At 70.6% G+C, this 25,227-nt stretch carries 23 protein-coding genes; 9 read left to right on the plus strand and 14 right to left on the minus strand.

Annotated elements, in window-relative coordinates:
• The first annotated feature begins 36 nt into the window (after positions 1–36).
• Together B4V06_RS17970 and B4V06_RS17975 are read left to right on the plus strand one after the other, a co-directional pair.
• On the plus strand, positions 37–747 hold the full coding sequence (locus B4V06_RS17970) for a hypothetical protein (RefSeq protein WP_498170922.1): 711 nt from the start codon (positions 37–39) through the stop codon (positions 745–747).
• Positions 744–1,397, plus strand: coding sequence for a DUF2238 domain-containing protein (locus B4V06_RS17975; protein WP_123114189.1), 654 nt, complete (start codon positions 744–746; stop codon positions 1,395–1,397). The genes B4V06_RS17970 and B4V06_RS17975 overlap by 4 nt, the downstream gene beginning before the upstream one ends.
• Here the strand turns inward: B4V06_RS17975 and B4V06_RS17980 are convergent.
• Together B4V06_RS17980 and aroA are read right to left on the minus strand one after the other, a co-directional pair.
• Positions 1,394–2,584: an ArsA family ATPase gene (locus tag B4V06_RS17980; protein ID WP_498170923.1), complete on the minus strand. Its 1,191-nt coding sequence runs from the start codon at positions 2,582–2,584 to the stop codon at positions 1,394–1,396. The genes B4V06_RS17975 and B4V06_RS17980 overlap by 4 nt on opposite strands.
• A gap of 469 nt (positions 2,585–3,053) precedes the next feature.
• Positions 3,054–4,445, minus strand: coding sequence for a 3-phosphoshikimate 1-carboxyvinyltransferase (gene aroA, locus B4V06_RS17985; RefSeq protein ID WP_498170925.1), 1,392 nt, complete (start codon positions 4,443–4,445; stop codon positions 3,054–3,056).
• Positions 4,446–4,588: 143 nt separating this feature from the next.
• Between aroA and B4V06_RS17990 the strand changes: the two genes are divergently transcribed.
• Positions 4,589–5,122 carry a multiprotein bridging factor aMBF1 gene (locus B4V06_RS17990; RefSeq protein ID WP_123114187.1) on the plus strand — a complete coding sequence of 178 codons (534 nt, stop codon included), beginning with the start codon at positions 4,589–4,591 and terminating at the stop codon, positions 5,120–5,122.
• 29 nt (positions 5,123–5,151) lie between these two features.
• Here the strand turns inward: B4V06_RS17990 and B4V06_RS17995 are convergent, their stop codons facing one another.
• Complete coding sequence (locus B4V06_RS17995) at positions 5,152–5,955, minus strand: DICT sensory domain-containing protein (RefSeq protein ID WP_123114186.1); 804 nt, start codon at positions 5,953–5,955, stop codon at positions 5,152–5,154.
• A 129-nt stretch (positions 5,956–6,084) separates the two neighbouring features.
• Between B4V06_RS17995 and tpiA the strand changes: the two genes are divergently transcribed.
• The 5 genes from tpiA (at position 6,085) to B4V06_RS18020 (ending at position 11,447) form a co-directional block, all read left to right on the plus strand.
• Entirely contained in the window at positions 6,085–6,729 is a 645-nt protein-coding gene (gene tpiA / locus B4V06_RS18000; RefSeq protein ID WP_498170928.1) for a triose-phosphate isomerase, read from the plus strand.
• A 205-nt stretch (positions 6,730–6,934) separates the two neighbouring features.
• Positions 6,935–8,872 carry a molecular chaperone DnaK gene (gene dnaK / locus B4V06_RS18005; protein WP_498170930.1) on the plus strand — a complete coding sequence of 646 codons (1,938 nt, stop codon included), beginning with the start codon at positions 6,935–6,937 and terminating at the stop codon, positions 8,870–8,872.
• A gap of 169 nt (positions 8,873–9,041) precedes the next feature.
• Positions 9,042–10,205 (plus strand): molecular chaperone DnaJ, encoded by a 1,164-nt coding sequence (dnaJ, locus tag B4V06_RS18010; protein WP_123114183.1) that lies wholly within the window; start codon positions 9,042–9,044, stop codon positions 10,203–10,205.
• 56 nt (positions 10,206–10,261) lie between these two features.
• Positions 10,262–10,582: a cupin domain-containing protein gene (locus tag B4V06_RS18015; RefSeq protein WP_123114182.1), complete on the plus strand. Its 321-nt coding sequence runs from the start codon at positions 10,262–10,264 to the stop codon at positions 10,580–10,582.
• 100 nt (positions 10,583–10,682) lie between these two features.
• Complete coding sequence (locus B4V06_RS18020) at positions 10,683–11,447, plus strand: hypothetical protein (RefSeq protein WP_498170933.1); 765 nt, start codon at positions 10,683–10,685, stop codon at positions 11,445–11,447.
• Positions 11,448–11,474: 27 nt separating this feature from the next.
• Here B4V06_RS18020 and B4V06_RS18025 read toward each other — a convergent pair whose 3' ends face one another.
• Genes B4V06_RS18025 through B4V06_RS18045 form a run of 5 tightly spaced genes read right to left on the minus strand, consistent with a single transcriptional unit; the run spans position 11,475 to position 17,983 of the window.
• A complete protein-coding gene (locus B4V06_RS18025) occupies positions 11,475–12,815 on the minus strand; it encodes an ABC transporter ATP-binding protein (RefSeq protein WP_123114180.1) in 1,341 nt (446 codons plus the stop codon).
• Positions 12,808–13,848, minus strand: a complete 1,041-nt coding sequence (locus B4V06_RS18030; protein ID WP_123114179.1) for an ABC transporter ATP-binding protein — start codon at positions 13,846–13,848, stop codon at positions 12,808–12,810. The genes B4V06_RS18025 and B4V06_RS18030 overlap by 8 nt, the downstream gene beginning before the upstream one ends.
• On the minus strand, positions 13,848–15,032 hold the full coding sequence (locus B4V06_RS18035; RefSeq protein WP_498170936.1) for an ABC transporter permease: 1,185 nt from the start codon (positions 15,030–15,032) through the stop codon (positions 13,848–13,850). Before B4V06_RS18035 ends, B4V06_RS18030 begins: the two co-directional genes overlap by 1 nt.
• Before the next feature lie 6 nt (positions 15,033–15,038).
• Positions 15,039–16,013 (minus strand): ABC transporter permease, encoded by a 975-nt coding sequence (locus tag B4V06_RS18040; protein WP_123114177.1) that lies wholly within the window; start codon positions 16,011–16,013, stop codon positions 15,039–15,041.
• Between the two features lie 38 nt (positions 16,014–16,051).
• On the minus strand, positions 16,052–17,983 hold the full coding sequence (locus tag B4V06_RS18045) for an ABC transporter substrate-binding protein (protein WP_498170939.1): 1,932 nt from the start codon (positions 17,981–17,983) through the stop codon (positions 16,052–16,054).
• 226 nt (positions 17,984–18,209) lie between these two features.
• On the opposite strand from B4V06_RS18045, the gene B4V06_RS18050 reads away from it, so the two are divergent.
• Entirely contained in the window at positions 18,210–18,707 is a 498-nt protein-coding gene (locus B4V06_RS18050) for a LabA-like NYN domain-containing protein (RefSeq protein ID WP_498170940.1), read from the plus strand.
• A gap of 125 nt (positions 18,708–18,832) precedes the next feature.
• On the opposite strand, the gene B4V06_RS18055 is transcribed toward B4V06_RS18050, so the two are convergent.
• The 6 genes from B4V06_RS18055 to dapA all read right to left on the minus strand — a co-directional run bounded on the left by B4V06_RS18055 (position 18,833) and on the right by dapA (position 25,059).
• Entirely contained in the window at positions 18,833–20,044 is a 1,212-nt protein-coding gene (locus tag B4V06_RS18055; protein WP_498170943.1) for a M20/M25/M40 family metallo-hydrolase, read from the minus strand.
• On the minus strand, positions 20,041–20,979 hold the full coding sequence (gene dapF, locus B4V06_RS18060; protein WP_498170946.1) for a diaminopimelate epimerase: 939 nt from the start codon (positions 20,977–20,979) through the stop codon (positions 20,041–20,043). Before dapF ends, B4V06_RS18055 begins: the two co-directional genes overlap by 4 nt.
• Positions 20,976–22,352 carry a diaminopimelate decarboxylase gene (gene lysA / locus B4V06_RS18065; protein ID WP_498170949.1) on the minus strand — a complete coding sequence of 459 codons (1,377 nt, stop codon included), beginning with the start codon at positions 22,350–22,352 and terminating at the stop codon, positions 20,976–20,978. Before lysA ends, dapF begins: the two co-directional genes overlap by 4 nt.
• Complete coding sequence (locus B4V06_RS18070; RefSeq protein ID WP_498170951.1) at positions 22,349–23,188, minus strand: 2,3,4,5-tetrahydropyridine-2,6-dicarboxylate N-succinyltransferase; 840 nt, start codon at positions 23,186–23,188, stop codon at positions 22,349–22,351. Before B4V06_RS18070 ends, lysA begins: the two co-directional genes overlap by 4 nt.
• Positions 23,189–23,254: 66 nt before the next feature.
• Positions 23,255–24,049 (minus strand): 4-hydroxy-tetrahydrodipicolinate reductase, encoded by a 795-nt coding sequence (dapB, locus tag B4V06_RS18075; RefSeq protein ID WP_123114170.1) that lies wholly within the window; start codon positions 24,047–24,049, stop codon positions 23,255–23,257.
• Complete coding sequence (gene dapA / locus B4V06_RS18080; RefSeq protein WP_123114169.1) at positions 24,046–25,059, minus strand: 4-hydroxy-tetrahydrodipicolinate synthase; 1,014 nt, start codon at positions 25,057–25,059, stop codon at positions 24,046–24,048. Before dapA ends, dapB begins: the two co-directional genes overlap by 4 nt.
• Positions 25,060–25,227 lie beyond the last annotated feature (168 nt).

The raw sequence follows: 25,227 nt of genomic DNA on the forward strand, positions 1-25,227 counted from the left end.
AGCAACCCATATTAGTAGGGGCCGGCCAGAGTGGGTATGGAAACCGACCGATCCGCGTCGGACGCCCCGGACGAAGATTCTGGGGGCGAGACCGAGGGGGACGACCCGACCGGCTCGATCGACCCCGGTCCGGCGGTCCCGGACGGGGACGCTATCGAAGACCGGTTGGCGCGGCTGTTTCAGAGCGGCCGGACGAACGCCATCGTCGCGTGGTCGATGGTGGCGGTGCTCGTCGGCGCCTTCGTCGAGAGTCTGCTCGGGGGCGACTTCCTCTCGATGGTCCTCGTGGCCGCCATCACCGCCGTCGTGGTCGCGCCGGCGGTCACGGCAGGCGACCCGCTGGTGATTCCCCCGTGGGAGGTCCTCGGACTCGCGCTGTTGCCGATACTCGTGCGCACGCTTCTCGGGGGCGAGCTGGGGACGTTCGCGACGTACCTCGCGATCGCCGCGTTCGCGCTGATCGTCACGGTCGAGCTCCAGATGTTCACCACGCTGCGGGTCACCCACTGGTTCGCGATCGTGTTCGTCGTGCTGGCGACGATGGCGACGGCGGCCGCGTGGACGGTGCTCCGGTGGAACGCCGACCGACTGCTCGGCACGGGGTTCCTGACGACCAACGAGGCGCTGATGGTAGAGTGGATGTACGTGACGCTGGCCGGGATCGCCGCCGGCGTCATCTTCGACGCCTACTTCCGTCGCCGCGGGACGCGGCTGCGTCGCGCCATCCGATGGGTGGTGCGCCGATGACCGTCCGCGGGGCCCTCCGGGTCCGCCCGTCGCTCCGGACCCAGCGCCGGCTGACGAGGGGGATGCAGGTCCTCCTCGCCGCCATCGTGGTGTACGGCGCGGTCTTCGGCCAGCCGAAGGCGATCACCAACGGCGGCCTCGGTCTCTTCGTTACCTTCGTGCCGGCGATTTTGGAACGCAACTACGACATGCCGCTGGACCCGTGGCTCGGGGTCTGGATCACGAGCGCGGTGTTCCTCCACACGCTGGGATCGGCGTGGTTCTACGCACAGATCCCGTGGTGGGACCACCTCACCCACGCGCTCTCGGCGTCGCTGATCGCCGGTGCCGGGTACACGACGCTGCGAGCCGTCGACCTCCACAGCGACGAGATCTCCATCCCCTCGCGGTTCGCGTTCGTCTTCATCCTCGTGGTGGTCCTCGCGTTCGGCGTCGTCTGGGAGCTGTTCGAGTTCGCGCTCGACATCGTCGCCGACGAGACGGGGATTTCGATGCCGCTGGCTCAGTTCGGGCTCGACGACACCGTGCTCGACCTGATGTATAACTCCGTGGGGGCGCTGATCGTGGCGACGTTCGGACAGGCGCACCTCACGGGTGTCGCGGAGCGGGCTCGGGAGGCGCTGTACGGCGCGATAGACGACCGGTCCTAGCGCAGACACGCCGCCACGACCCGCAGCGCCGCCTCGCCGCGGACCTCGTTCGCGAGCAGCGGCACGCGCTTCACGTCGCGGCCGCGGAACAGGTCCGTGGCCCGCCGGAGCGCTGCCTGCTGGACCTCCCAGCGCCGCGCGCAGAACTCGCAGGTGTCCGGGTTCGGCTCGACGATCCACGCGGGGTCGACGTCGGCAACGTCCCCGACGCCCTCCATCACTCGATTGACGACCAGCGTGTTCACCGGGATGCCGAACTCGTCGAGGCGGGCGACCAGCCGCTCGGACTCGACGACGCTCATCTCCTCGGGGATCGTCACGACGCGGAAATCGGTCTGTGCCGGGTCCCGGAGGACGCTTCGGAGGCGCTCGATCCGCTCCTGCAGTTCGTCGAGGTCCGCGGTAGGGTCGGCGTCGTCGCCCCCGCCGCCGAACATCCCTTTAAGCCCGTCCATCATCCCGGAGAAGCGGTTCCGGAGCTTCATCACGCGGCCGATCATCGAGTCCATGATCTCGGGGAGCTGGAGGAGTCGGAGGGTGTGCCCGGTCGGCGCGGTGTCGACGATCACCCGGTCGAAGCGCGGGTCGTCGAGGTACTCGAGGAGCTGGCGCATCGCGGCCGCCTCGTCGGCGCCGGGCATCGTCCCGCCGAGCAGCGAGCCGAGCCCCTCCTCGGCCCCCCCGTCGTCGGGGCCGCCCATCCCGTCCATCCCGCCCATGCCGCCCATCGCGTCGCCCATCTCGCCCATCCCGCCGAGCGGGTCGCCGTCGGCGCCGAACATCCCCTCCTCCATCGCGTCGTCGGGGTCGATCTCGGCGGCGTACAGCGGCATGTCCTCGCGGACGCGGCTCGGCTCCGCCGGAATCTCCGTCTCGTAGGTGTCGGAGAGCGAGTGCGCGGGGTCCGTGGAGACGACGAGCGTGCGGACGCCGCCCGCGGCCGAGGAGAGCCCGGTCGCGGCCGCCATCGTGGTCTTCCCGACCCCGCCCTTCCCGCCGTAGAGGACGTACTCGGGGGCGTCGATTCCCTCCGGGAGGTCCGTGGCGGCGTCCGTCTCGGCCGGCAGGTCGGCGTCGGGGTCGTCGGTCTCGTGACCGCCGGCTCCGTGCTCGCCGTCGTCCGCGGCCTCGTCGTCGCTCTCGGGCTCCTCGACGCGATCCACGGGTTCGACGTCGATGTCGTCCATACGGGGTCGTGCGTGCGGCGCGTTTGTGTACCCGTCGGTATTACGAAGACGACCGGTGGGGGTCAGGTCGTGGAAAATAGACAATCAGAGTGACCGTCGCTATCTGGGCGAATGACGCCAAAGCCCCAGCCGTTCACTTATAAATGGCCGACCGCGGATCGGCGGTGAACACCTCCAAAGCCCCAGCCGCGACGACTCGCGTGGCTCGCTGCGCGCTTCAGTCGCTCGCGTTGCTCGCTCCTTGCAGTGCTTGCGTCGCCAAGCGTCGTCCTCGCGGCTGCCCCTTTGAGTCCCACCCGCCCCGCACGGCAACGCACCTCACGCCTCCCCAGCCTCGTCGCTCACTTCGTTCGCGACTCCCTCGCGCGTGCTGCTCGGCCGCGAAGCGGCCTCGCAGGCACGCGCCACCGCACCGCGGTTCGTTTATAAACAATCGCCGCTTCCGTCTAGCGTCATTTTTATATCGCGTCTACTCGCCCGCGCCCTCGCGCTCCACGGCCATCCCGAGGTCGGCCATCGCGTCGAAGAAGTCGGGGAAGGAGACGTCGACGTGCTCGCCGCCGCGGATCGTCGTGGTGCCCTCGGCGGCGAGCGCAGCCACGGCGAGCGACATCACGATCCGGTGGTCGGCGCGGCCGTCGACGGTCGCCCCCCGCAGGTCGCTCTCGGACCCGTGGACCGTGAGCACGTCCGGCTCTTCGGTCGTCTCCGCGCCCATCTTCGTCAGCTCCTCGGCCATCGCGGCGACGCGGTCCGTCTCCTTGTACCGGACGTGCTCGCAGTTGGTGATGCGGGTGTCGCCGTCGGCGACCGCCCCCAGCGCGGCGATGGTGGGGAGCAGGTCGGGCGTGTCGCCCACGTCGACCTCGACGCCCGAGAGGTCGGAGCGCCGGACGGCGATGACGCCCCCGCGGCGGTCCCACTCGACGTCGGCACCCATGCGCTCCGCGATGTCGACGATCGCGGCGTCGCCCTGCGCGCTCGGGCGGGCGCCCTCGATCCGGACCGCCTCGCCCGGCTCCGCGGCGACCGCGCCGGCCGCGACGAGGTACGAGATCGAGGAGAAGTCGCCGGGGACGGCGTAGCTCCCGTCGGCGGGCGCGTACGACTGCCCGCCCTCGACGACGAACCCCGCCGCGCCCGCGGCGCCGTCGAGCGCCTCGCCGTCGTCGCCCACGGGCGTCGCCTCGACCCCGAAGTCGTCGAGCAGCTCGAGCGTGATGTCGACGTACGGCGCCGACTTGAGCTCGGTCGTCAGGTCGACCTCGATCCCGCGCTCGGTGACCGCGCCGGCCATCAGCAGCGCGGTGACGTACTGCGAGGAGACGTCGCCCGGAATGGCGACCGCGCCGCCCGCGAGGGGGCCGGAGACGACCAGCGGCGCCTGCCCGTTGCCGCGAGTCGACTCCGCGCGGACGCCGAGGTCGGCGAGGGCCGTCAGAAGCGGTCCCTGCGGGCGCGACCGGAGCGACCCGTCGCCCGTCAGCACCGTCGCGCCGTCTGCGAGCGCGGCCGCGGCCGTGACCAGCCGCATCGTCGTGCCGGAGTTCGCGCAGTCGATCACGTCGTCGGGGACCGCCGGGCGGCCGTCGAAGCCGTCGACGGCGAGCGCCTCGGCGTCGTCGGGGACGAGCGGGTCGGCATCGGCGCCATCGCTCTCGGACTGAGGGTCCGGCTCGACCGAACCGCCGAAGGCGGTCACGGCGCGGGCGGTCGCCCGCGTGTCCGCGGAGACGAGCGGGGACCGCACGGTCGCGCCGTCGCTGTACCCCGCGGCGAGCAGCGCGCGGTGCGTGTAGCTCTTCGAGGGGGGCGCGCGCGTCGCGCCCCGCACGGTCGAGTTGGTGACGTGGACGTCCATACCCCTTCTGCCGACCGCGGCGACAAGTCGGTACCGGACGCGGCACGATTGGGCGGGCGTAACTGTCGCGGACGCGCGGTCGATCGGTCCCGCGATAGCGCCCCGGCGCACCCTTTATACCACCGGGAGCGTTACCGTCGCGTATGCCCCAGTGTGAGATGTGTGGCGCCGACGAGGCCTCGCTGACGACGACGAAGGTCGAAGGCGCCGAACTGGAGCTGTGTAGCTCGTGTACGGACTTCGGCACCGAGGTCCGCGACGAGTCCACCGGCTCCGGCGGCGGCAAGTACTCCACGAGCTCGAGCACCGGGAAGTCGTCTTCCTCCGCGTCCGGTTCCTCGGGCGGGTCGTCCGGCTCGTCGGGCAGTTCGACGCGACCGCGCGACATGTTCGACGACATGGACGAGATCGCCACCGACTACGACGACCAGATCCGGAACGCCCGCGAGTCCCGCGGGCTCAGCCAGGAGGAGCTGGCCGACCAGCTGAACGAGAAAGCGAGCCTCATCCGCAAGCTCGAACGCGGCGACACGCTCCCGACCGACGAGGTCCAGCGGAAGCTGGAGCGCGCGCTCGACATCTCCCTCGTCGAGGGCGAGTCCGTCGAGGACGCCGACTGGGACAGCGGCGACTCGGGAACGATGACGCTCGGCGACGTGGTCAAGCGGAAGGACTGAGCGCGCACGCGGCTGCTGCTCTCCTCACCTCACTCCCGGTCTTCTCCGGTGTCGTCGGTCGGCTCGATCTCGCCGTTCCCCGTCCCGTACTGCTCCGTCAGGTAGTCGATGATGTAGTCGACGGTCTCGGGGTCGTAGCTCCAGAAGCCGAAGAACTCGCCGGGCGCGCGCTCCTCGGCGAGCAGCGCGCACTTCGCGTCGTCGTAGCCGCCGCCGTCGTACGCGACGAACCAGGTCTCGCGGATTTCGGCGGTCTCCCCGACGTGGACGGTGTAGTGCTCCACGTCCGGCGGGTCGCCCTCGTTCGCGGCGTACGCGTGGACGCTGAGCCGGTCCTTCTCGCCCAGCAGGTCGTACGTGTCCGTCTCCCCGGTGAGGACGTCGAGGGTCTGGAAGCCGGCGTGGAGCTCACCGTCGCCGACGCGCCACGCGCGGTCCTCGATCTCCCGGGACGCGGCGACCATGTCGGCGTGGGAGTAGGAGGTGAACATCGTCTCGTCGAGGTGGTCGAGGATCGGCTCGCCGACCTGCCCCCGGGCGCCCGCGCCGACCTCCTCCGGCGTCCCCTCCTCGAGCGGCCCGTCGTCGGCCGCTCCGGTCTCGTCGCCGACGCCGGGGAGGAGCTCGTCGACGGTGACGGCCGTGACGAACTCCCCGTCGCGCGAGAGGACGGCGTACCCCTCGGGCCCCGCGTCGGTCCGTTCCTCGGCGATCCGGACGTTGCGGTCGGCGAAGTGCTCGCGGAGCTCCTCCGTGACCGCCGAGTCCGCGTTGAAGACGGTCAGCGTGGGCTCGCGGGCCTCCACGCCGGCGATGAGCTCGATGAGGGACATGCTCGTTCCGACCCACAGTACCGGGGTATAAGGTCGTTTATGCTCCCGCGAAGGGATCTCGGCCGAAATCGGCGGGGGAGCGTCGCCGGAGCATGAAGCTATTTGCGCCCGCGGCCCCCGAGTGCGGGTATGTTCATCCTGGTGAACCTCAAGGCGTACCCGTGCGATCCGATCGAAGTCGCGACCGCCGCCCGCGACGTGGCCGAGGCGTCCGGCGCCCGCATCGCGGTCTCCCCGCAGGCGGCCGACCTCGCGCGCGTCGCGGACACCGGCGTCGAGACGTGGGCACAGCACGTCTCGCCGAACGAGCACGGCTCTCACACCGGGTCGACGCTCGCGGAGGCCGTCGCCGCCAACGGCGCCGAGGGGACGCTCATCAACCACTCCGAGAACCGCCTGAAGCTCGCCGACGTCGACGGCTCCGTCCGCGCCGCCGAGCGCGCCGACCTGGAGACGATCGTCTGCGCGAACAACCCCGCGCAGGTCGGGGCGGCCGCCGCGCTCGGTCCCGACGCGGTCGCCGTCGAGCCGCCCGAGCTCATCGGCGGCGACGTCTCCGTCTCGACGGCCGACCCCGGGATCGTTGAGGACGCGGTCGCGGCCGCGGACGCGGTCGACCCCGCGGTCGACGTGTTCTGCGGCGCCGGCGTCTCGACCGGCGAGGACGTGGCCGCCGCGGGCGATCTGGGCGCGTCCGGGATCCTGCTCGCCTCCGGCGTGGCGAAGGCCGACGACCCGCGGGCGGCGCTGGAAGACCTCGTCTCCGGGCTCTGAGCCCGGCGAGCGCCGTCCGAGCCGCGCGGTCGGCCTCCCGCCGTCGACCGACGCGCGCTCCTGCGCTTGCGGATCTGTATAAAGACACCGATGCGACCGGTTCACACGATTGCCGAAACCGCACGACGTGGGAGGGATCGACTGTCCGTCGAGATCGCGCCGTCTAGTAACCTTTAACCGACACAAGCCGCTAACTTTGGGCAAGATGGCGAGCAACAAGATTCTCGGTATCGACCTCGGTACCACCAACTCCGCGTTCGCGGTGATGGAGGGCGACGAGCCCGAGATCATCGCGAACGCGGAGGGCGACCGGACGACGCCCTCGGTCGTCGCCTTCGCCGACGACGACGAGCGGCTCGTCGGGAAGCCGGCGAAGAACCAGGCCGTCCAGAACCCCGACCGCACGATCCAGTCGATCAAGCGGCACATGGGCGAGGACGACTACGCGGTCGAGATCGGGGACGACGAGTACACGCCCGAGCAGGTCTCGGCGATGATCCTCCAGAAGATCAAGCGCGACGCCGAGGAGTACCTCGGCGACGACGTCGAGAAGGCCGTGATCACGGTCCCCGCGTACTTCAACGACAAGCAGCGGCAGGCGACGAAGGACGCCGGCGAGATCGCCGGCTTCGACGTCGAGCGCATCGTCAACGAGCCGACCGCCGCCTCCATGGCGTACGGCCTCGACGACGAGTCCGACCAGACCGTCCTCGTCTACGACCTCGGGGGCGGCACGTTCGACGTATCGGTCCTCGACCTGGGCGGCGGCGTCTACGAGGTCGTCGCCACGAACGGCGACAACGACCTCGGCGGCGACGACTGGGACGAGGCGCTCATCGACCACATCGCCGACGAGTTCCAGAACGACCACGGGATCGACCTCCGCGAGGACCGGCAGGCGCTCCAGCGGCTGAAAGACGCCGCCGAGGAGGCGAAGATCGAGCTGTCGAACAAGAAGGAGACGACGGTCAACCTCCCCTTCATCACCGCGACCGACAGCGGCCCGGTCCACCTCGAGCAGTCGATCACCCGCGCGACGTTCGAGAACCTCACCTCGGACCTCATCGAGCGCACCGTCGGGCCGACGGAGCAGGCGCTCTCCGACGCCGGCTACGACAAGGGCGACATCGACGAGGTCATCCTCGTCGGTGGGTCGACCCGGATGCCGCAGGTCCAGGAGCAGGTCGAGGAGCTCATCGGGCAGGAGCCGAAGAAGAACGTCAACCCCGACGAGGCGGTCGCGCTCGGCGCGGCGATCCAGGGCGGCGTGCTCTCCGGCGACGTCGACGACATCGTCCTGCTCGACGTCACCCCGCTCTCGCTCGGGATCGAGGTGAAGGGGGGCCTCTTCGAGCGGCTCATCGAGAAGAACACCACCATCCCGACCGAGGAGTCGAAGGTGTTCACCACCGCCGCCGACAACCAGACTTCGGTGAACGTGCGCGTCTTCCAGGGCGAACGCGAGATCGCCGAGGAGAACGAGCTGCTCGGCGCGTTCCAGCTCTCCGGCATCCCGCCGGCGCCCGCGGGCACCCCGCAGATCGAGGTCTCCTTCAACATCGACGAGAACGGCATCGTCAACGTCGAGGCCGAAGACCAGGGGTCGGGCAACGCCGAGTCGATCACCATCGAGGGCGGCGTCGGCCTCTCCGACGAGGAGATCGAGGAGATGCAGGAGGAGGCCGAGAAGCACGCCGAGGAGGACGAGGCCCGCCGCGAGCGGATCGAGGCCCGCAACGAGGCCGAGACGACGATCCAGCGCGCCGAGACCCTCCTCGAGGAGAACGAGGAGGAGCTCGACGACGACGAGCTCGTCGCCGACATCGAGGCGGCCATCGAGGACGTCGAGGAAGTCCTCGAAGACGAGGACGCCGACACCGACGAGATCGAGTCCGTCACCGAGGCGCTCACCGAGGAGCTCCAGGAGATCGGCAAGCAGATGTACGAGGGACAGGCCGCGCAGGCCGGTCCGGGCGGCGCCGGCGGCGCGGCCGGCCCCGGCGGCATGGGCGGCGCAGCCGGCCCCGGCGGTGCGGCCGGTCCGGGCGGTGCAGCCGGTCCGGGCGGCGCGGGCCCCGACGGAGACGACGAGGAGTACGTCGACGCCGACTTCGAGGACGTTGACGAGAACGACGACGAGTAGTCGTTCTCGTCAGCCAACCGGGACTGCGACGCAGTTCTGGTGACATGGACGACGAAGACGAAGCGTAGCTTTCCGCGTCGGCCTCGATTCGCCCCGTCTCGGGCCTCCGCCCGCGGACGGACCCCTTAACACGACCCAGCCACGAACGACTCAACAACGAACGTAACGCATGAGCGAGAACTTTTACGACGTCCTCGGTGTGTCGCGGGACGCCAGCGAGGAGGAGATCAAGAAGGCGTACCGCAAGAAGGCCGCCAAACACCATCCCGACGTCAGCGACGACGACGACGCCGAGGAGCGGTTCAAGAAGATCCAGAAGGCTAAGGAGGTGCTCACCGACGAACAGAAGCGCCAGCAGTACGACCAGCTCGGCCACGACCGCTTCACCGAGGCCGACAAGCGCGGCGCGACGGGCGGCGGCGGTCCCGGCGGCGCCGGCGGGCCCTTCGGCGGGGCCGGCGGCGCGGGCGGCGCCGGCGGGTTCGAGGACATCTTCAACCAGTTCTTTGGCGGGGGCGGCGGCGGCCGCGGCGGTGGCGGCGGCAACCGCCCCCGTCAGGGGCGTGATCTCCGGACGGGCCTCACGATCGACCTCGAGGAGGCGTTCGAGGGCGCAACCAAGGAGGTCACGCTCACCCGCCCGACGACCTGCGACACCTGCGACGGCGCGGGGCACCCCCCGGACGCCGACGTGCAGACCTGTTCTCAGTGTAACGGGCGAGGACAGGTCCAGCAGGTCCAGCAGACGCCGCTCGGCCGCGTCCAGCAGACGTCGACGTGCCCGCGGTGTGAGGGCGAGGGCGAGCTGTACAGCGAGGACTGCCCCGACTGCGGCGGCGACGGCGTCGTCCGCGAGGAGGCGACGCTCTCCGTGGAGATCCCGGCCGGGATCCGCTCCGGACAGAGCCTCCGGATGGAGCGCGAGGGCGCCCCCGGCGAGAACGGCGGCCCCAACGGCGACCTGCTGATCGAGGTCGACGTCGACGTCGGCGACCGCTACGAGCGCGACGGCGACGACCTCCGCGTCAGCGAGGCCATCTCCTTCCCGCAGGCCGTCTTCGGCGACACGATCGAGGTCGAGACGGTCGACGGCAGCGTGGAGATGGATATCCCCGCCGGCACGCAGAGCGGCGAGACGTTCCGGCTCGAAGGGAAGGGGATGCCCCGGCTGCGGCGGCGCGGCCGCGGCGACCTCTTCGTGCAGGTCGGCGTCGTGATCCCGGACTCGCTCAACGAGGAGCAGCGCGAGGCGCTGGAGGCGTTCGCCGAGGCCGGCGGCGAGGACATCGACGTCGGCGGCGGCTTCTTCGAGCGGTTGAAGAGCTCCTTCTAGCGCCCCCGGCTTCCCCGACCCGTAGCTTTTCCGGCGCGCGGCGCGTACCGGAGCGCATGGGCTACGACACCACCGCCTACGACGACGTCGAACCGCGCGCGCCGGGGATGTACTTCCTCCGCGACGCGCTCGACTGCGAGAAGCTCGGCGTGACCGTCGTGGAGGCCGACGACGGCTGGGAGGGCATGGAACACGACCACGCCGACGCCGGCCACGAGGAGGTGTACGTGCTGCTCCACGGCGCGGCGACGCTGACCGTCGACGGCGAGGCCGTCGAGCTCGCCCCCGGCGACGCGGTCCGGGTCGACGGCGACGCCACGCGCGACCTCTCCTTCGCCGCCGACGGCTCGAAGATGGTCATCGCCGGCGCCCCCTGACGCCGGCTCGATGATAGTCATCGCCGGCGCCCCCTGAGAGCGGAGTTCGACGAGCGCCGCACGCCTCGTTTTTAAGTCTCGCCCGCTCCGAGCCTCCGGCATGGACGTCGTCGGCGATCTCCTCGCACGCGATCGGCGGAGCCGCGACATCGCGCTCGTCACGCCCGACGGGCGCGAGCGCACGTATCGCGACCTGATCACGAACGCGTACAAGGCGGCGAACGTGCTCCGCTACCTCGGCGCGCGCGAGGGGTCGACCGTCGCCGTCGAGCCGGCGCCCGGACTCCACACGACGCTCGCCTTCCTCGGCGCGGCCGGGCTGGGCGCCCCGGTCCGGTTCGACCCCGCGGCGGGGATCGATCGCGGCGACCGCGTCGTCCTCGTCGGCGTGGCCGACGAGTCGACGACGGAACCGGCGCCCGGGACCAGCCTCGCCGCCTTCGGCGGCCCGCCGGAGCGGCCCGAGACGACCCACTGGGAGCAGGAGCTGTGGAGCGAGAACCCCGGCATGCCGCCGAGCGCGGTCGGTCCGGATGACCCCGTCCTGCGGGCGCTGGGAGACGGCGAGCCGGACGGAACCGGCGACGTCGCTCACCGCGCGCTCCTCGACGCGGCCGCGGCGGTCGTCGACGAACACGGGCTCGAACCGGGCGACAGGGTCGCGCTCCGCGGCGGACTCGCGGACCCGCGGGCGCTGGCCGCGGGCGTCGTCGCCCCGCTCGCGGCCGGCGCGACGGCCGTCCTCGCGGGCGATAGCGCGGAGCGCGACGAGCCGACCGCCACGGGTGACGAGCCGACTGTGACCGTAGGGGAAGCGGGGAGCGACTCGCGACCCGTGACGCTCCCGACGGTCGGCGGTCGGTAGACGAAAAAAACGGTGACGGCCGCCGACTCAGTCGTCGGCGGGGTTCGGCGGCGCCGAGCGCTCCCGCTCGTGGCGGAGGCACGCCGACTCGTGGTCGGCCGCGTGACTGGTCCGCTCCGGGACGGTCTCCTCGCAGGGCGTGGTGACTCGCTCGGAGAGCGTCGCCGCCGCCCCCTCGAGGTCGCCGCCCAACGCCTTGTCGAGCGCCTCGTCGAGCAGCGCCTCGATCTCGGCTGCGGACACCGCCTCCGCGACGTCGAACTCGCGACGGATCTGCCCTTTCACCGCCTCCGGCGTGGCGTCCGCGTCGCTCCCGGTCCGGAAATTCTCGCGGATCTGGTCGACGTCGACGCTCCCGGCGGCCAGCGCGTCGCGGAGGTTTAAGAGTCCCCGCCAGTTCGACTGGTCGAGGTCGACGCCGTCCGGCTGGATGACCTTGTGACACCGGGTGTGGAACCGGCAGCCGGAGGGCGGGTCCGTCGGGCTCGGGACGGTCCCCGTCAGCTCGATCCCCTCGGCGGTCGAGCGCGGGTCGGGCGTCGGGATCGCCGAGAGCAGCGCCTCCGTGTACGGGTGCTGCGGGTCGGCGAAGATCCGGTCTGTCGGCCCGATCTCGACTATCTCCCCGAGGTACATGACGGCCACCCGGTCGCATATCTCGCGGATGACGGACATGTCGTGGCTGATGAACAAAAGCGAGAGGTCGAACTCGTCTTGTAGATCGGAGATCAGACTGAGGATCTCCGCCTGAATGGAGACGTCGAGCGCGGAGACCGGCTCGTCGGCGACGATGAGCTCCGGGTTCAACACGAGCGCCCGCGCCAGCGCGATGCGCTGTTTCTGGCCGCCGGAGAACTCGTGCGGGTACCGGTCGTAATCCTCCGGCGAGAGGCCGACGCGCTCGAGCAGGTCCTCGACGATCGCCCGCCGTTGGTGGCGGTCCGACATCCCGTGGATCTGGAGCATCTCCGCGACCGCGCTGCCGACCGACATCCGCGGATCGAAGCTGGAGGAGGGGTCTTGGAAGATCATCTGGGCGTCCCGGCGGAACGCCTTCAGCTCCCGGTCGTCGAAGCGCGTCACGTCGTTCGGGTGCGTCCCGTCGGCGTTGCGGGCCGCGCCGGCCCGCCCGCCGCCGTTGAAGATCACCTCGCCGCCCGTCGGGTCCTCCAGTCTGACGATGGAGGTCGCGGCGGTGGACTTCCCGCAGCCGGACTCGCCGACGAGCCCGAGCGTCTCCCCGGGCGCGATGTCGAAGCTGATCCCGTCGACGGCCCGGGCGGCGCCGACCTGCCGATTCAAGAGCCCCTTCCGGATCGGGTAGTGCTTCTCGAGGTCCCGCACCGAGAGGAGCGGCTCCTCAGTCATCGGCGGAGCTCACCCCCTCGCCGTCGGCGCCCGCGTCCGGGATCCCGTCGCGGACGACCGAGTCGTCGCGCCCGGGGCGGTAGTGGACGCACGAGGCGCGCTGTCCCGGGTTCACCTCGATCTCCTCCGGCTGGTCGCCGGTCACGCAGGCGTCGACCGCGTGCTCGCACCGCGGGGCGAACCGGCAGCCGTCCGGGGGATCGAGGGGGTCGGGGAGCGTACCGGGAATCCCTCCCTTCCGTCCCCCGATCTCGGGGAGGCAGTTGAGCAGCCGCTGCGTGTACGGGTGCGCGGGGCGCTCGAAGATGTCGAGCACGTCGCCGCGCTCCATCACCTTGCCGGCGTACATCACGACGATGCGGTCGGCGATCTCGGCGACGACGCCGAGATCGTGCGTGACGAACAGGATTCCCATGTCGAACTCCTCTTGGAGGTCGTCGAGGAGCCGGAGGATCTGCGCCTGCACCGTCACGTCCAGCGCCGTCGTCGGCTCGTCCGCGATCAGCAGGTCCGGGTCGCCGACGAGCGCCATGGCGATCATCACGCGCTGCTTCTGTCCGCCGGAGAACTCGTGGGGGTAGTCGTCGAACCGAGAGCTGGCGTTCGCGATGCCGACCTTGTCCAGCAGGTCGATCGCCTTCGCGCGCGCCTCCTCGTCGGAGACGTCGCGGTGGATCTGCAGCGCCTCGACGATCTGCCACCCGACGGTGTAACAGTGGTTCATCGCCTCCTGCGGGTTCTGGAAGATGTGCGCGATCTCGTACCCCCGGATCTCGCGGAGCTCGGGCTCGCTCATCTCCAGCAGGTCGCGGCCATTGAACCGAACCGACCCCTCGACGCGGCCCGGCGGCTCCTTGACAATCCGCGTCACCGACTCCGTCGCGACCGTCTTCCCGGATCCCGACTCGCCGACGATACAGACGGTCTCGCCCTCGTTGACCGAGAAGTCGATCCCGTCGACCGCGGTGAGCTCTCCGTTGTCGGTGCCGAACGTCGTCGTGAGGTCGTCGACCTCGAGCAGTGGGGTGGACATTATGCGCTCTCCGGCTCCGCTTCGGGGTTCAGGGCGTCCAGCAGCGCGTCGCCGATGAAGTTGAACGCCAGGATGGTCAGGAACAGCACGATACCGGGCGCCAGCACGATCCACGGCGCGAACGAGAGGTCGCTCCGGCCGGCGGAGATCAGCTGTCCCCACGAGGGGACCGACGAGTCGCCGATCCCGAGGAACGCGAGCTGCGCCTCCGCGAGCAGGAAGCCGGGGATGAGCAGCGTGAGCTGCGTGATGATGCTGCTCGCCACGTTCGGAACCACGTGTTTGCGAACCACCCGGTACGTGCTCGCGCCGCTGATACGGGTCGCCTTGATGAACTCCTCCTCGGAGACGGACAGCGACTTACTGCGCACGTACCGCGCGGTGCCGCCCCACGCGAACGCCGAGAAGACGAGGATGAACATCCCGAGCCCGGCGCCGTAGATGTACAGGATGAGCAGGAACATCAGGAACGTCGGGAACGAGAGGATGATGTCGACGAACCGCATCATGAGCTCGTCGACCCACCCGCCCGCGTACGCGCTGACGGTGCCGAACGTGATGCCGATCGCCGCGACGATCGTCGTCGTGATGAAGGCGATCTGCATGCTGATCGTCATCCCGTAGACGATGCCGGCGAAGACGTCTTTCCCGCCGCGCGTGGTCCCGAGCGGGTGCTGCCACGTCCCCTGACACCGTCCGTTCACGACGTCGCCGACGCAGGTCGCGACGTTCGCCTCGTTGATCGAGAGGAACACCGGCGGCTGATGGCCGGTGAGGATGCTCTGTTCCGGCGCGCTGATCACGAGCGGCCCGAAGAGCCCGCCGACGAACACGACCCCGAGCCAGCCGAGGCTGACGACCGCGGGGCGGTTCCGCCTGAATTCCTTCCAGTAGTACCGGGTCATCCGCGGGTTCTGGTACAGCGGTAAGACCAGGTAGAAGAAGAACAGGAACAGCGTGAATATGAAGAAGTAGTCCAGCGGGTCGAGGTTCCTGCTGAGGCCGATCGCCTGGAACGTCGCCTCCCGCTCGCCGACGAACAGGTAGTCGTACAGCCAGAGGAGCGCCAGCGGCAGCGTCGCCGCCAGCATCCCGATCGAGTTTATCGACAGGTCGAACCGGCTCGACTGGGAGAGCTCGCTCCAGTCGACGCGGTCGAACTGCTCCGGTTTCTTGGTTGCCATGGTGTGTTATCTGTCGTCGTAGTTGATCCGCGGGTCGAGCACGGTGAACACGAGGTCCTCCAACAGGTTACCGACGACGGCGACGAACGTGAACACGAGCGTCGACCCCAACACGAGGTTGGTGTCCTGCGAGAGCAGCGCCTCGTACGTCAGTCGGCCGAGCCCGGGGATGCCGAACACGACCTCCACGAGCAGCGACGAGCCGATGAACAGCGCGAGCAGCTGCCCGACGAGGGTCGTCGACAGCGGCACCATCGTCGGGCGCATCACGTGGTAGGCGTACGCGCGCAGCGGCGAGACGCCCTTCGCCTTCGCCGTCTTCATGAAGTCCGAGTTCTGGAACTCCGCGGACTCGTTCCGGGAGACGCGCATCGTCGCGCCGATCGAGCCCGTCACGAGCACGAACACGGGCAGGATCAGCTGTCTGGCGTTTTCGAGGCTGAACACCGCGACGCTCGTGTCGTACGAGATCGGGACGACCTCGAACCAGACCCCGAAGATCAGAAGCAGGATGATCCCGAAGAAGAAGTTCGGGATCGCGTACCCGAAGAAGGCGAAGCCGGTCGCCGCGTGGTCGCGCCAGCTGTACATGTTCGCCGCCGAGTAGACGCCGACGAGCGGTCCGAGGGTTATCGTGAGGATCGTCCACGGGATCGAGTACTGCGCGGTGTAGTAGAGCGCCTGCCCCAGCGCCTCGATCACCGGCTGGCTGCGGCTCTGTGACCAGCCCCAGTCGAGCGTGTAGACGCTCCGGATGAAGTCCATATACCGGACGTACAGCGGCTGGTTGAGGCCGCGGAGCTCACGCTCCCGCTCGACCGCGGCCGACGGGTCGCCGCCCTGCAGCGCGGCCTGCGTCGCCGCCTCGCGGATCGCCGGGTTGGGCGCGGCCGCGAGCAGGAGGAACGTGATCGTGGTGATGATCAGCGAGACGACTACGGCCCACAGCACGCGTGCGCCGACGTACTTTCCGAATCCCATTATGATGGTTGAGGAGGTGTGGTGGAGAGACGGGGACTCTACTGCTCGTATCTCCACGCCGGGAGGTTCCAGCCGTTCGAGAAGTCCTCGACGGGGCCTTCGAGCCCCTCGCGGTAGCCGACCGTGCTGTCGGGGAACGCGAGCATGATGTACGGCTGCTCCTCCGCGAGGTTGACGAAGATGTCAACGAGCGCGTCGGCCAGTTCCTCCTCGCTCGTCGCCTGTTCGGCGGTATCGAACAGTTCCCGCGCGTCGAATTCGGGGTAGTAGCCGACCGGATTGTAGGACCCGGTCGGGCCGTCGAAGAAGACGCTGTTGGTGAGCGGGTTCCGCGGGAACGTGTTCAGTCCGTACACGATCTCCATGTCCCAGTCCTCGTTGCCGGTGATGTTTCGCGGTCCGGGATTCGTCGCGGTCGGGGACGTCCACTCGACCTCCTCGCCGTTCACGGTGTCGACGAGTTCGTCCGGGACGTTGGTGACCTCGCCCTCCTCGTTTCGCTCGGGCGTGGGAAAGTCCGTCGTGGTGTAGTACTCGGTGTCGAACCGCGTGCCGTCGATGGCCTCGAGGCTCACGTCGATTCCGAGGTTGCTGCCGAGCTCCTGCGCGATGAACTCGCCCATCAGTTGCTCGGTCTCCTGCCCCGCGCTGTGGTAGAGGCTGAGCTGGACCTGGTTGCCGTCGGGGTCGACCATCGTCTCCCCGTCGAAGCCGTAGTCGTACTCCGACTGCTCGAACGCCTCCTCCGCGAGGCCGCGGGCGTACTCGCTCCCGTAGTTCTCGCCGACGCCGAACCGGGGGATGTCCTCTTCGGGCGGGTAGAAGTTACTGAAGCGGGGCTGCCACGTGAAGTGCGTCTCCGCGAAGTCGCGAAAGACGCCCTGGATCAGGCTCTGCTTGTCGATCGCGGCGGCCATCGCCTGCCGGAACGGGATGTGCCGGAACATGTTTCCCGGTCCCGTCGTCCAGCCGTTATCGCGCATGTTGACCGAGAGCTTCTCGTTGTACGGCTGCGGGACCCGGTTGACGTAGATCCCGTCTTTCTCCCGGTACTCCTGAACGCGCTCCGGCGGGATGGCCGCGGAGTCGACCGCGCCGGTCTCCAGCGCGCCGAGCCGGGAGGCCTGTTCGCCGAGTACCTGGATCTCCGCCTCCTCGAAGTACGGGGCCTCGTTGAACACGTCCGGGAGGTCGTCGGCGTCCTGGAGGTAGTAGTCGTCGTTGCGGCTGTACTGGGTACCGCCGTCGCGCTGCCACTCGTCGAGCACGTACGGGCCGAGGTTGCCGGAAAACTGGAGCTCGAGCAGCTCCTCGTCCTGCCGGAGCCCCTCGGCGTCCTCCTCCTCGACGTACGGTTGGAGGAGGTCCTCCGGGATCGGGTAGAGGAGCGGCTCGTAGCTTTCCGGCCAGAGGAGCGACGGGCTCCCGAGGGTGGCCTGGAACTCGTACTCGCCGGTCTGTTCGACTTCCACGCCAGTCCAGTACGTCGCGCTGACCGAACTGGCCCATCCCCCCTGGTGGATCTCCTGGATCAGGTAGACGAAGTCGCTCGCGGTCACCTCGCCGTACGGGTCGCTGAACTCCAGCCCCTCGCGGACCTCGAACGTCCACACCTCGCCGTCCTCGGTGGACATGTCGTAGAGGAGCGGGACGTACTCGTTGTCCGCGTTGAACGTGTACCCCTGGTCGAGCGCTCGAGCGATCGCGTTACCGGCGCCGTTTTCGTCGTTGTAGATCGGGTTGAGCGTCGTGAAGGAGGCCGCGGCGGCCGTCGAATACGTGGAACGGTCGGTGCCGCCGTCCGAGCCGTCCGAGCCGTCGGTCTCGTTGCCGTCGCTTCCATCCCCGCCGTCGCCGCTTCCCGAGCAGCCGGCGAGCGCGGTCGCGCCGCCGACGCCGAGCATGGAGAGCCACTGCCGACGTCCGAGACGCCGACCGTCGGTACCGCCGTCAGTGTGTCGCCGTGACATACCACGATCCAACGAGTCTATCTACTAAAAACCCCAGATGTCCAGACGGCACCGGGGTTCGTCCGCCGAGACCGGCCGTATATCGGCTGTAAACCCTCCACTCAAAAAAAGTTTATAAACGGACTCCCACATCGAATCGGCATTACGCAACGTTTGGGCAGTGCGAGTCGATCGGACGACGCTCCGGATCCCAAAGCCCCTAAGCCAGGCCGGTGAACGGGGCGGTATGACCGATATCCATCCCGACCAGCGCGTCGCGGTGCTCGCCGACTCACAGAACCTGTACCACTCCGCCCAGAGCTTTTACTCGCGGAATATCGACTACTCGGGGCTGCTCGAGGCCGCCGTCAACGACCGGGCGCTCGTCCGCGCCATCGCGTACGTGATCCGGGCCGACTCGCCGGAGGAGAAGAGCTTCTTCGAGGCGCTCCGCGACATCGGGTTCGAGACGAAGATCAAGGAGATCAAGACGTTCGCCGACGGCTCGAAGAAGGCCGACTGGGACCTCGGAATGAGCCTCGACGCCGTCTCGCTCGCCAGTCACGTCGACACCGTCGTCCTCTGTACCGGCGACGGCGACTTCGCCCGCCTCTGCTCGCACCTCCGCCACGAGGGGGTCCGCGTCGAGGCGATGGGGTTCGGGAACTCCGCGGCCGACGAGCTGATCGAGGCCGCCGACGACTTCGTCGACCTCGCGGACGAAGAGGAGACGTTCCTCTTATAAGCGGCGGCGTCGGCCGGACCGGTTTCTCGCCGCTTCCGGGATCTCTCGCCGCAGCCGAATCAGCCCCTCCCCGCACCCGAATCAGCCTCTCGCCGCAGCCGAATCAGCCCCTCCCCGCACCCGAATCAGTCCCTCGATCCGGCGTCGCCCAGCAGCTCCGCGATCGCCCGTTCGACAGTCAGCGCGGCCGCCTCCACCTCTCGGACGCGGACGTACTCACGCTCGGCGTGCGCGACCGCCCCCGCGTCGTCGGCGAGGTCGCCGGGACCGAAGACGACCGTCGGCGCCGGCGCGAAGTACGACGCCTCCGTCGCCGCCCCGAAGGGCCGCGCGGACCCCCCACGATCGGCGGGGAGCCCGGTCGCGTCGGCGGCCGCCCGCGCCGCGCCGGCGACCGCCTCGACGAGTTCGTGGTCGGGGGGTGTCGAGAACGCCTCGAAGAAGGGCGACTCCCGGTCGGTGAGCGCGACGTCGACGCCGACGTCGTCGGGGACCCGCGCCCGCACCGCCGACGCGAGCGACGAGCGGAACCCCTCGGCCGTCTCCGGCGGGACGCTCCGCCGGTCGACGGTGATCTCGCAGTCCGCCGGCACCTGGTTCGTCGCCGCGCCGCCCTCGATGACGGTCGGCGTGAGCTTCGGTGGGCCGAGCTGCGGGTGCTCGTCGGCGCCGTCGTCGAAGGTCCGGATCGCCGCGAGCGCCCCCTCGGCGGCCGCGACCGCGTTCGCGCCGGCGAACTCCGCGGCGTGGGCGGCGACGCCCGACAGCTCGACAGTCCCTTGGAACCGCCCCTTCGCGGCGGTGCACGCGTCGAGCCCGGTCGGCTCGCCGACAAGGAACAGGTCGCCGTCGAGCCGGTCTTCGGTCCCGGGCGAGCGCCCGGTCAGCGCCGCCGCGCCGAGCGACAGCGTCTCCTCGTCCGGCGTGAGCGCGAGCGTGAGCCGGCCGCGTTCCGGGTCGGCCGCGAGGAAGCCCGACAGGAGCGCCGCGAGCGGCCCCTTCGCGTCGCAGGCGCCGCGGCCGCGGATCACCTCGTCGGCGGCATCAACCTCTCGCGCGGCCCCCGGCCGCTCGTCCGCGCGCGCTTCCCCGCGCTCGAACGGGACGTGCGGCGTCACCGTGTCGAGGTGGGTGTTCGCCACGAGGTGCGGCCCCGCGTCGGGCGCGGGCGAGCGCTTCGTCGCGAGCACGCAGCCGCCGGCGACGACCTCGCTCTCGACGCCGCGTCGGTCCAGCGTCTCGACGACGAGCTCGCGGGTCTCGTCGACGGACTCGTGTGAGGGCGTCCGGACGGCCGTTTCGAGGAAGGAGACGGGGTCGAACGACCGTCGGCTCATCGCGGGTCGGCGGGGAGGCTCCCGGCGAACTCGCGGGCGACGGGGCCCGTCAGCGTCGCGTGGCCCGCGTCGGGAACCGTGATCTCCAGCTCGCCGCCCGGCGGGCGGCTCACGGCCGACTCGCCCTCGATCAGGCCGAGCCGGCGCGCGGCGGCGACGACCGCCACCGCGCCGGTGCCGCACGAGCGGGTCTCGCCCTCGACGCCGCGCTCGAAGGTGCGCTGGTCGATGACCGCGGGCCCGTCGCCGCTCCCGTCGTCGACCACCGCGGCGAGGTTCACGTTCGCGCCCTCGGGGAAGACGTCGGCGTGGCGGACCGGCGGGGCGACGGCGTCGAGGTCGACCGCGTCGATGCCGTCGGGGTCGTCGCGCCCGCCGTCGACGAACGCGACCGCGTGCGGGACGCCGGTGTTGACGGCCGTGACGGTGAGCCCCGCGACCGACTCGTCGATCAGGGGCTCGTCACGGGCGACCGGGACCCAGCGGGGATCGAACGTCGGCTCGCCCATCTCGATGGTCGCGGCGGTCGCGTCCGCGTTCACCGAGGCGCGGCGCGTCCCCGCCTGCGTGTCGATCATGAACTCGCGGTCGCCGGTCCGGTCGTGGGCCCAGCGCGCGACGACGCGCGCGCCGTTGCCGCACATCGTCGCCGTCGAGCCGTCGGGCTGGACGAGCGTCATCACGACGCGGGTCGGGTCGAACCGCTCCGAGATACTTAAAAAGAGGACGCCGTCGGCGCCGCGGCGACCGGCGGACGCGCCGTCTCCCGTTCCGTCTCCGGCGCCGAAGTCCGTCCCGTCGACGCCCGTCTCGCGGTCGCAGTGGGCGCGCGCGAACGCCGCGCGGTCGCCGACGCTCTCCGCGCTCGCGTCGACGACGAGGAAGTCGTTGCCCGTGCCGTGGTACTTCTCGACCGGGACGGCGTGGGTGCTCATCGGTCGCCCCCCGTCGGTCCGGTCGGCGTCTCGGCCTCCCGCTCGACCGCCGTCAGGTCGGCGAGGCGCTCCCGGCGCCGGGCTATCGTCGCGGTTCCGTCGTCGAGCGCGACCTCCGCCGGTCGCGGTCGTGAGTTGTATTGGCTCGCCATCTCGTATCCGTACGCGCCCGCGACACCGACCGCGAGGAGGTCCCCGCGCGTCGGGTCGGCGAGCGCTCGGTCTCTACAGAGGGTATCGCCGGTCTCACAGATAGGTCCGGCGACTGTGACAGGGGTTGCCTCCCGCTCGTCGGGGGCCGGGGCGTCGCCCCCGTCGCCGTCCCGTCCGCCGCCGAGGTTGCGGATCGGGTGGTACGCGTCGTACATCGCCGGCCGGAGCAGGTCCGTCATGCCGGCGTCGGCGCCGACGACCCGCTCCTCCGGAGTCGGTTTCACCGTGTTCACGCGCGTCAGGAGGACGCCCGCGTCGGCGACGACGTACCGGCCGGGCTCGATCGCGAGGTCGACGCCCGCGGGGAGCGGCGCGACGGCCTCGCGGGTCGCCTCGGCGACCGCCGAGAGGTCGAGCGGCGGCTCATCCTCTTTATAAGGGACGCCGAACCCGCCGCCGACGTCGACGTACTCGAGGTCGAGAGGAGCGGCATCGTCACTCGGATCGGTCAGTTCGCGCGCCAGCTCGCCCATCCGAGCGACCATTTCGCGGTGGCTGTCGAGCTGGTCGGGGTCGATACCGGAGCCGGCGTGGGCGTGGACCCCGACCACGTCGAAGCGCTCGGCGGCCTCGCGGGCCGCCTCCGCGGCGCGGTCGTACGGGACCCCGAACTTCGCCGCGCCGCCGGTCCGGACCTTCTCGTGGTGGCCCGCGCCGACGCCGGGGTTCACCCGGAGGCAGACCCGGCCGTCGTAGCCGCGCTCGGCGAGGCGGTCGAGGGTGTCGACCGCGCCGACGGTGACCGTCAGGTCGGGCTCCGCCTCGGCGACGCCGACGACGTAGTCGAGGTCGCGGGCGGGCGGGTTGACCGCGGTGTAGTGGAGCCGGTCGCCGCCGAAGCCGGCCGCGAGCGCGCGGTCGACCTCGCCCGCCGAGGCGCACTCGGCGTCGAGCCCGGCCTCGCGGACCGCTTCGAGGACCGCCCGTCCGGTGTGGGCCTTCACGGCGTACCGGACGTCGGCGTCCGGGAAGGCGTCGCGCAGGCGCTCGCAGTTCTCGCGCACGCGGTCGAGGTCCTGCACGTAGAGGGGCGTGCCGTGCTCGGCCGCGAGGTCGGCGAGCCGGTCGGCGTCCCAGTCGCTCACGCGCCGGACCGGGGGGTTGCCGTCGGCGGTGTCGACGCCGGCGTCGGCCGCCGGTCCCGCGTCGCGGTCGCTCATTCGCGGAGGGCGTCCTCGCGCCGCGTCGCCTCCAGCGTGTCCTCCTCGACGTGGGTCGCGACCACGGCGGGCTTGTACGCGCCGCCCTCGAACAGCTCGTGGTCGCCGACGGACGACTCCACCATCCGGGTGAACGCCCGGCGGTCGGCCGGGAGGTGGCCGTAGAGGACCTCCTCCTCGACGAGGTCGTAGACGGGGATGCGGGGGGTGAGGAGGGTGTTCTCGCCGACGATCGAGTTCTCGCCGACGCGGAAGCCCGAGGTGACCCGGCAGCCCGCGCCGAGCGAGACGCCGTCCTCGACGACGACCGGCGCGTCCTCGACGGGTTCGAGGACGCCGCCGATCAGCGTGTTGGCGCCGAGCTTGACGTTCTCGCCGAGCTGCGCGCAGGAGCCGACCGTGTCGCAGGAGTCGACGAGGGTGCCGTCGCCGACGTGCGCGCCCATGTTGACGAACGAGGGGCTCATCATGATGCAGTCGCTCCCGAGGTACGCGCCGCGGCGGATGACGGTGCCGTCGGGGGTGTTCCGGGTGCCGCGCTCGCCGAGGTCGGCGGTGTCGCGCAGCGGGAGCACGTCGTAGTAGGTGACGCCGCCGTGCTCGCGGGGCTCCGTCTCGCGCAGACCGAAGTTCAGCAGGATCCCCCGCTTGACCCACTCGTTGGCCTCCCAGGTGGTCACGTCGTCGCCGGTCTTCTCGGCGGCGCGGACCTCGCCGGCCTCCAGCGCCGAGAGGAACGACTCGAGGACCTCGGCGTCCTCGGCCGTCGCGTCGGCGGCGGTCAGCCCCTCCTGATAGCGGTCCCACAGGTCGGATACGTCGGATTCGAGCGTCATTAGGTTGTGTATGGATGAGTGTCGGTATTTATTCGTCGATATACGTATGTCCGGAGGTTATCGGAGCTATTCGCTCCCGCCGTCCAACACGTCGTCGAACCCGTACCAGCCGGGGTCGCGGCCGGCGAGCCAGTCGGCGGCGTCGAGCGCGCCCTCCGCGAACACCCCGCGGTCGCCCGCGCGGTGCGTGAGCTCGAGCGTTTCGCGGTTCCCGGCCACTAACACCTCGTGCTCGCCGGTGACGTCGCCCGCGCGCCGGGCGTGGACCCCGATCTCGCCGGCCTCGCGAGGCGCGTCGCCCTCGCGGCCGTGGACGCGTCGGTCGAGGTCGTCGCGGACCGACTCCACGTCGTCGAGGATCGACTTCGCGGTGCCGGAGGGTGCGTCGCGCTTCCCGTTGTGGTGCGTCTCCGTCAGCTCCACGTCGTAGCCGGGGAGCGCGGCAGCGGCCTCGCGGACCGCGCGGCGGAGCGCGGCGACGCCACGCGCGAAGTTCGACGCCTTGAGCACCGGTACCGCGTCGCTCGCGGCCCGGAGGCTGTCCAGCTGGGCGTCCGCGAAGCCGGTCGTGCCGGTGACCATCGGAACGCCCGCGTCGGCGCAGGCCTCCGCGTACGCGACCGCCGAGGCCGGGCCCGTGAAGTCGACGAGCACGTCGGGAGACTCGGCCGCGAGCAGCTCTCCGAGCCGGTCGGCGGCGTCGACCGCGACGCCCGCGACGGGCTCGGTCGCGGTGCGGTTGACCGCGACGGCGACGGCGACGGCGTCGCGGTCGGCGGCGGCCTCGATCACCTCGCGGCCCATCCGGCCGCCGGCGCCGGTGACGGCGATCCGGAGCGGGTCGGTCGCGCCAGCGCTCATTCGCCGTCCCCCGCCGCGGGCCCGACGGTCTCCGGATCGACGGCCGCCGGATCGACGGTGCCGGGCGCGGCCTCGTCGTACTCGGCGAGGAGCTCGCGCAGGACCGCCCGGCGCTCCTCGGAGAGCCGCGAGAGCGGCGACCGAACCAGCGGACCGCCCCGACCGCGGATGTGCATCGCCTCCTTCACCGGGATCGGGTTCGTCTCGGCGAACAGCTCGCGGACGAGCGGCGAGAGCTCGTGGTGAAGCGCGCGGGCGCGGTCGTAGTCGCCGGAGAGCGCGGCGCCGACCATCGCGCAGGAGCGCTCGGGCTCGACGTTGCCGACGACACTGATGGTGCCGGTGCCGCCGATCGAGAGCACCGGGAGGGTGAGCCCGTCGTCGCCGGAGAGCACGGAGAACGCCTCGTCGCGGGTGCGCTCGATCACCTCGCTGATGAGGTTCAGGTCGCCGGACGCCGCCTTATACCCCTGGATGTTCGGGTGCTCGGCGAGCTCGACGGTGACGTCGACGGGGATCGACTGCCCCGTCCGGCTCGGGACGTTGTAGACGATCTGCGGGAGGTCGACCTCGTCGGCGATCGTCCGGTAGTGGTTCAGGAATCCCTGCGGCTCCGGCTTGTTGTAGTACGGGGAGATGAGGAGCAGACCGTCGGCGCCCGCGTCGGCGGCGCGCCGGGAGAGCGAGAGCGCCTCGGCGGTGTTGTTCGAGCCGGTGCCGGCGATCACGGGGATGTCGTCGAGCGCGTCGCGGACCGTCTCGATCACGTCGACGTGCTCGTCGTGGGTCATCGTCGCCGACTCGCCGGTGGAGCCGACGGGGACGACCCCGTCGACGCCCGCGCGCTCGAGGTAGCGGGCGTTGTCGGCGAGCTGCTCGTGGTCGACCTCGTCGTCCTCGGTGAAGGGGGTCGTCATCGCGGGATACACCCCCTCGAAGGGCTCGTCGGTCGAGCGTCGGTCCGTCTCGGTCTGTGCTCCGTACGGCGTCGTGGTGGTCGCGTCTGTCATGGGTGCGCTGTGGGTGTCTGCGGTCGGTCGGTGTCTGCGGTCGGTCCGGAAACGAACGGTGCGCGCGGGTCGGGGGTCGTCCGGGACGGGGTTGCCACTCCCGCCGGCGGACGGCTCACGCGCGTTTTTTCGAGAAGAGCCGCGTCGCTGACGGCGTCGGCGGGCCGC

This window comes from Halorubrum sp. B53 (genome assembly GCF_059752395.1).

Coding starts and splice junctions, on each gene's coding strand:
- B4V06_RS18025 (WP_123114180.1), bottom strand. CDS start 12,815: ATGACTGAGGAGCCGCTCCTCTCGGTGCGGGACCTCGAGAAGCACTAC.
- B4V06_RS17975 (WP_123114189.1), top strand. CDS start 744: ATGACCGTCCGCGGGGCCCTCCGGGTCCGCCCGTCGCTCCGGACCCAG.
- lysA (WP_498170949.1), bottom strand. CDS start 22,352: ATGAGCGACCGCGACGCGGGACCGGCGGCCGACGCCGGCGTCGACACC.
- aroA (WP_498170925.1), bottom strand. CDS start 4,445: ATGGACGTCCACGTCACCAACTCGACCGTGCGGGGCGCGACGCGCGCG.
- dapA (WP_123114169.1), bottom strand. CDS start 25,059: ATGACAGACGCGACCACCACGACGCCGTACGGAGCACAGACCGAGACG.
- B4V06_RS18070 (WP_498170951.1), bottom strand. CDS start 23,188: ATGACGCTCGAATCCGACGTATCCGACCTGTGGGACCGCTATCAGGAG.
- B4V06_RS18030 (WP_123114179.1), bottom strand. CDS start 13,848: ATGTCCACCCCACTGCTCGAGGTCGACGACCTCACGACGACGTTCGGC.
- tpiA (WP_498170928.1), top strand. CDS start 6,085: ATGTTCATCCTGGTGAACCTCAAGGCGTACCCGTGCGATCCGATCGAA.
- B4V06_RS18020 (WP_498170933.1), top strand. CDS start 10,683: ATGGACGTCGTCGGCGATCTCCTCGCACGCGATCGGCGGAGCCGCGAC.
- B4V06_RS18050 (WP_498170940.1), top strand. CDS start 18,210: ATGACCGATATCCATCCCGACCAGCGCGTCGCGGTGCTCGCCGACTCA.
- B4V06_RS18015 (WP_123114182.1), top strand. CDS start 10,262: ATGGGCTACGACACCACCGCCTACGACGACGTCGAACCGCGCGCGCCG.
- dapF (WP_498170946.1), bottom strand. CDS start 20,979: ATGAGCACCCACGCCGTCCCGGTCGAGAAGTACCACGGCACGGGCAAC.
- B4V06_RS18055 (WP_498170943.1), bottom strand. CDS start 20,044: ATGAGCCGACGGTCGTTCGACCCCGTCTCCTTCCTCGAAACGGCCGTC.
- dapB (WP_123114170.1), bottom strand. CDS start 24,049: ATGAGCGCTGGCGCGACCGACCCGCTCCGGATCGCCGTCACCGGCGCC.
- B4V06_RS18035 (WP_498170936.1), bottom strand. CDS start 15,032: ATGGCAACCAAGAAACCGGAGCAGTTCGACCGCGTCGACTGGAGCGAG.
- B4V06_RS17995 (WP_123114186.1), bottom strand. CDS start 5,955: ATGTCCCTCATCGAGCTCATCGCCGGCGTGGAGGCCCGCGAGCCCACG.
- B4V06_RS17970 (WP_498170922.1), top strand. CDS start 37: ATGGAAACCGACCGATCCGCGTCGGACGCCCCGGACGAAGATTCTGGG.
- B4V06_RS18045 (WP_498170939.1), bottom strand. CDS start 17,983: ATGTCACGGCGACACACTGACGGCGGTACCGACGGTCGGCGTCTCGGA.
- B4V06_RS17990 (WP_123114187.1), top strand. CDS start 4,589: ATGCCCCAGTGTGAGATGTGTGGCGCCGACGAGGCCTCGCTGACGACG.
- B4V06_RS17980 (WP_498170923.1), bottom strand. CDS start 2,584: ATGGACGACATCGACGTCGAACCCGTGGATCGCGTCGAGGAGCCCGAG.
- dnaJ (WP_123114183.1), top strand. CDS start 9,042: ATGAGCGAGAACTTTTACGACGTCCTCGGTGTGTCGCGGGACGCCAGC.
- dnaK (WP_498170930.1), top strand. CDS start 6,935: ATGGCGAGCAACAAGATTCTCGGTATCGACCTCGGTACCACCAACTCC.
- B4V06_RS18040 (WP_123114177.1), bottom strand. CDS start 16,013: ATGGGATTCGGAAAGTACGTCGGCGCACGCGTGCTGTGGGCCGTAGTC.